At 42.9% G+C, this 5500-nt stretch carries 5 protein-coding genes; 3 read left to right on the forward strand and 2 right to left on the reverse strand.

What is annotated here, in order from left to right; translation table 11 throughout:
* The coding region (locus H6S82_RS16220) for an ABC transporter permease (protein ID WP_191056426.1) at nucleotides 1-950 on the forward strand (950 nt) is incomplete at its 5' end.
* A gap of 10 nt (nucleotides 951-960) precedes the next feature.
* Entirely contained in the window at nucleotides 961-1716 is a 756-nt protein-coding gene (locus H6S82_RS16225; protein ID WP_199315339.1) for an ABC transporter ATP-binding protein, read from the forward strand.
* Between the two features lie 146 nt (nucleotides 1717-1862).
* On the opposite strand, the gene H6S82_RS16230 is transcribed toward H6S82_RS16225, so the two are convergent.
* On the reverse strand, nucleotides 1863-2495 hold the full coding sequence (locus H6S82_RS16230; protein ID WP_190465857.1) for a hypothetical protein: 633 nt from the start codon (nucleotides 2493-2495) through the stop codon (nucleotides 1863-1865).
* A 144-nt stretch (nucleotides 2496-2639) separates the two neighbouring features.
* Between H6S82_RS16230 and H6S82_RS16235 the strand changes: the two genes are divergently transcribed.
* On the forward strand, nucleotides 2640-3845 hold the full coding sequence (locus H6S82_RS16235) for an XRE family transcriptional regulator (protein WP_190465854.1): 1206 nt from the start codon (nucleotides 2640-2642) through the stop codon (nucleotides 3843-3845).
* On the opposite strand, the gene H6S82_RS16240 is transcribed toward H6S82_RS16235, so the two are convergent.
* On the reverse strand, nucleotides 3829-5500 hold a 1672-nt coding region (locus tag H6S82_RS16240; RefSeq protein ID WP_191056427.1), incomplete at its 5' end, for a response regulator. The genes H6S82_RS16235 and H6S82_RS16240 overlap by 17 nt on opposite strands.

Here is a 5500-nt window from a genome sequence, read left to right on the forward strand (position 1 = left end):
CTCGTCAAGTGCCTTCTGTCAAAGGTGTTGCCGCTCAAATTCAAAGCCGACAAGCTGTTACTTATAGCAACAAAAATACCAATACTCAAATTCTTGGTGTAACGCCAGAATTTCTGCCAGTACGCAGCTTTAATGTTGCTAGAGGGCGGTTTTTTACTCAGCAAGATGTAAAGGCAAATACCCAGGTAGCTGTTTTAGGGCCAGATGTAGTCAAAAAACTGTTTGGCAATAAAGATCCGATCGGCCAAAGAATCAGAGTCAAAAATATTAGCTTTCAAGTTATTGGCGTGATGGAACCGAAAGGTTCTTTCTTGGGAAGCAATCAGGATGACACTGTTTATACCCCTGTCACCACACTCGCTAACCGCATTATAGGGCGCACTTCTCCCTATGGTTTGGAAATATCGTTTATCTCGGTTTCTGCTAAAGATTCCAATAGCATCGGTGCAGCGCAATTTCAAATTTCTAATCTGTTGCGATTGCGCCACAAAATAACAACTGAAGATGATTTTACTGTCCGAACTCAAAAAGATGTGCTGACAATTGTCGGTACTATTACTGGTGCGCTGACGCTGATGCTGGCTGCGATCGCAGCTATATCGCTGTTTGTGGGTGGCATTGGCGTTATGAATATTATGCTGGTTTCTGTGACAGAACGCACCCACGAAATTGGACTGCGGAAAGCGATCGGCGCTACTCAGCAAGATATCCTCATTCAGTTTATGATTGAGGCAATTATTTTGTCAGCAGCAGGTGGGATAGTTGGTACTGTTATTGGCGTCAGCGGTATCATGTTAATTGGTGCGGTTACTCCTTTGAAAGCTGGCATTTCACCTGTGGCGATCGCAATTGCTGTTGGCGTTTCTGGCAGTATCGGTTTGTTCTTTGGTGTTGTACCGGCACGACGCGCCGCTAAATTAGATCCAATTGTCGCTTTGAGAAGCGCTTAATTAATTAAAAATGCAACAAATCCAAACTCAAAACCAAGAATTGAATACGGAATTTAAACCTGTAATTATTCGCCTGGAAAATATTGCTAAAATCTATGGTATGGGCGAAACTACAGTACACGCAGTTCGGGATGCCAGTTTAATTGTAGAGCAAGGTGAATATTGCTCGATTATGGGAGCATCCGGATCGGGGAAATCTTCAGTTATGAATATTATCGGCTGTCTCGATCGCCCTACTTCCGGCCACTATTATTTGGATAAGGTAGATGTGTCGCAATTGGGAGATGCTGAATTAGCAAAGATTCGCAATCTCAAGTTGGGGTTTGTGTTCCAACAATTCCATCTTTTACCGCAATTGACTGCGGTAGAAAATGTGATGTTGCCGATGGTGTATGCGGGTGTGAAAGCTGGGGAAAGACGCGATCGCGCTGTAGAAGCGCTGACAAAAGTGGGGTTGGCAAATAGATTGAACAATAAGCCAAACCAACTTTCTGGAGGACAGCAACAACGGGTGGCAATTGCAAGAGCGATCGTCAATCGTCCGGTTTTATTATTAGCAGATGAACCGACGGGTGCTTTGGATTCCAAAACCACTCAGGAAGTGATGGATATTTTTACAGAATTGAATGAAAGTGGCATTACGATCGTGATGGTAACTCACGAACCGGATGTAGCGCGTCAAACTCGTCGGATTGTTTGGTTCCGCGACGGAGAGGTGCTGCATTCTCATTTGAAGCCAGATGAAATTGGCCATGTGGCAATATAATAGTTTGGGTTAGTTAAAATTAAAATTTTTATGGCTTTTTAGTTGGGCGCTCGCTCACCGAATTGACTTAGATAAATATTTTTTTGTCAACTTAGTCTATGTCGAGTGATTAAGTGCGATCGCAGACAGCCACAACATCTGAGTCTTTATCTCTGTAATTTCCGCCTGAGTTCTTCTAGAAAAGCTTTAGGGTTGTATGCAGCGTTTTTCATGCCATTCACTAATCGATCAAATTCTTCTGATGTTGGCTGTTTCTGCTCAACCCAAGCTTGAAGAATATCTTCTAGTGTGAGATAAGGTATACCCAGATCTTTAGCTACCTTGCAGGCACCATCATCTGATGAAAGGAAAACTGCCTGTCCTTGATAACGCTTAGCCAACACTAAACAGGCAGCTTCCCCTTTATGACACTTTAGGTACTTTTTCTGGAGAATTTCGCGATCGTCGAGTTCTTCCACAGTCAAAGTTTCCACTATTAAACTTCCCTGCTTAAAGTGGCGAGGTAGCTGCTGTGCATTCCTCAGCCTGATGTGGTAACGCTGAGCTTCGGCGAGCGGTAGCTGCTGACTCTGACGCTGAGCGTATCGCAGTCCTATGGCTAGCTCACTTAATCCCTCGTCCTCTTCTTCGAGAGGGCGACTGTTCTCGTCCCGATTGTAAACCTCAGCAGGGAAACGCGCCGAAGAGATATTAAGAGTTTCCAGCAATATATCTATTCCGCGTGGATGAGCAAAGCTCATAACCCGCAAAACTACCGTATCAAGTATTGTTGTTGACATTGGTCTATTAACCTTGGATGTTAAAAAAATTTTTTATTTGCGACTATTTTAACTTAGTGTTAATATAGCGGCATAGGTCTTCATGTCTTTAACTTTAGAGATTTAGATCTCCTCTAACTGAGGTTCTTTATTAGCCTGACTCTTATGAACTATGAGATCTTAGGTCAGCGCTTGCGTGTCGCCCGTGAGCGAGCTGGCATGACGCAAACTGAAGCAGCTCAATTTATAGATGTCACTTCGGCGGCTCTGAATCAGTATGAGAGTGGTAAGCGTCGAGTGGATGCTTTGAGCTTGGAGCGTCTGGCTCGGCTTTATGGGGTACCGCTACGATTCCTTTTTGGCGAAGAAACAGTTAAATCAGACTGGGAAGAAGCCTTACGCCTATGTTCCAAAACTATTTCAGCTTCCGGTAAGGCAGGAATTGGACGCTTAATTGAAAAGGTTTATGCTCTAGAGGAACTTTACAAGCAGACAGATACTCCTTTTCCTGAGCTTCCGCATCCACCTTTTGCGTCTCTTACCGATAGCCTTTTAAAGGAAGATGGAACGGCGGTATTGGCAGCTCAAAGAGCCAGAAGCCACTACAATTTAGGGATAGCACCTCTCGGCGATTTAAAAAGCTTCTTACAAGCGCAAGGTTTACTTGTGTTTGCCATTCCCTTTGGCAAAGAAGAAAATGCAATTTCTGGGTTGTTTTTCCTGCATCCGCAACTAGGGCAAATTATCGCGATTAACCAGGATAATGCAGATACTTGCCGCTCGTTCATTTTAGCTCAGGGGTTAGCTTATAGTCTCTACCTACATGACCGCTCGGCCACAGTTTACCGCCAAGGAGATAAGAATTATTCGCAAATTTTTGCAGAAAGATTTGCCTGTTATTTTATGATTCCCTCTGAAGCATTACAAGAGCGTTTGCACGCTTTAAAAGTGAAAGTTGTTAGCCATCCGATAGAAGTCGTCCATCTATCCCGCTACTTTGGAGTCAGCTATGAAACGATGCTATATCGATTGGAACAGGAAAACAAAATAACTGGTTCTCAAGTCAATTTAAAGAACGTACAAGCTGCGGTTTTAGCACGTCATCTTGGTTACAGTCCTTCTCATTATGAGCTTCAGCAGCGTTTTCCTTCAATAGAAGAACGGTTACCTCGAATTTTCATCGAACTTGCCTACCGTGCTGTTGAGGAAGACAAGCTCTCTTTGCGAAGAGTTGCAGAAATGCTCGGTATTAGCGATATAGAATTGGAGGAGCGCCTTTACTTTGAGGATACAGAAGATGATGAGTCTGAGGAGGAAGGATCGCTTGTAGAAGAAGAACAGAAATTGAACTTCATTACTTCTCATCTATAGCTTGCACTCCATCCCACCCTTCCGGTACTCCATATAGTCGATGATGTTCGCATCGCTTTATGTAAACGATCGCCGCTTTATCTTGGGGATTGACTTGTAAAACTTCCTGAAATATTTGTTGCGCTTCTTCAAATTGTTTTTGATAGTACAGAAATACCGCTACTTCAAAACGCGCCTGAGTTTGACTCTTTAATCGCTTCTGTTCTGGCTCATCTCCCTCATAGACTTCAAATACGGCGACGGCTGATTTTTTCCCTTTTACTGTCACCCGATCCAAAAATCGGAAGTGTTGTTCTTCATAATAATCCAGACAACAAAGAGTTTTATGGCTGATTAAAATACCCGCGCCGTAAAGCTTGGTTAATCCTTCCAAACGAGAAGCTAAATTAACCGCATCGGCAATGACTGTCGTTTCCATTCTTTCTGATTCGCCGATCGTTCCTAGCATTAAATTGCCTGTGTGCAAACCAATGCCGATCGCAATCGGTGCGTAACCCATTTTTTGGCGATCTTGGTTGTAAGTTTCTACTTCTTTTTGCATGGCGATCGCAGCTTGTACAGCATCATTGGCAGACTCAGGAAATAATGCCATAATTGCATCGCCAATATATTTATCGATAAAGCCGTTGTGCTGGCGAATCGCCGGACTGACTCGACTTAAATAAGAGTTGATGAAATTAAACGTCTCTTGTGGCGTCATCGCTTCTGATAAAGTTGTGAATGAGCGGATATCAGAAAACATTACCGTCATTTGTTGCTGTACTTGGTCGCCCAATCTAACATCAATAATACTTTCTTTCTCCAAAAACTTCAGAAAATTACGCGGCACAAATCGCCCGTAAGCTGAAGTCAACTTAGCCAGAGAAATATGGGTTTTGATGCGAGCTAACATTTCTTTTTTTTGAATCGGCTTAGATAAATAATCATTGGCTCCCGATTCAAATCCTTCTACGATATCCGTGACTTGATTTTTCGCAGTGAGCATGACAATGGGAAGTTCGTAGGCGGGAAAGCGATCGCGTATTTTTTGCGCCACTTCGTATCCCGTCATACGCGGCATCATCACATCAAGTAAAATCAAGTCAGGAATAAAGCCATTTTCCATCTCTGCCAAAGCTTCTTGTCCGTTACTTGCTTCCGTAATCGCGTAATTGTACAGAGAAAGATTGTTGATTAGTACCTGGCGATTAATCGGTTCGTCATCGACGATCAAAACTTTAAACTGTTTTTGAGTATTAATCGTCGCTTCTAAATGTTGACTGAGTATTGAGGTTGTTAACTCTATATTTCGATCGTCTTTGATAGCAGTAATAGATTTGGAAACTTCCACTTTACCGATGGAGGAAATGGGTAAAGTAAATGTAAATTGCGAACCTTCTCCCACTTTAGACTTAACGCTAAGTTCACCTCCATGCAATTGCACCAATTTTTTCGTGACTGCCAATCCCAGTCCCGTACCGCCATAGTCTCTCGCCGTAGAACCTTCTGCTTGTTCAAATGATTCAAATATGCGGTCAAATTTATCTTCAGGAATGCCAATCCCGGTATCGGAAACAGTAATTTGAATTTTGCATTTGGGATTTGGGATTTGGGATCGATCTGGGCTAGCTAATACCTTTTCAAAAGGCACCAATTCTGCTAAAACTTCCACTGTG

This window comes from Planktothrix sp. FACHB-1355 (genome assembly GCF_014748295.1).
GTDB classification, from domain to species: Bacteria; Cyanobacteriota; Cyanobacteriia; order Cyanobacteriales; family Aerosakkonemataceae; genus Aerosakkonema; species Aerosakkonema funiforme_A.

Bases quoted from the DNA above. Each gene is read 5' to 3' on its own strand.
- H6S82_RS16225 (WP_199315339.1), top strand. From the start codon at position 961: ATGCAACAAATCCAAACTCAAAACCAAGAATTGAATACGGAATTTAAA.
- H6S82_RS16230 (WP_190465857.1), bottom strand. From the start codon at position 2,495: ATGTCAACAACAATACTTGATACGGTAGTTTTGCGGGTTATGAGCTTT.
- H6S82_RS16235 (WP_190465854.1), top strand. From the start codon at position 2,640: ATGAACTATGAGATCTTAGGTCAGCGCTTGCGTGTCGCCCGTGAGCGA.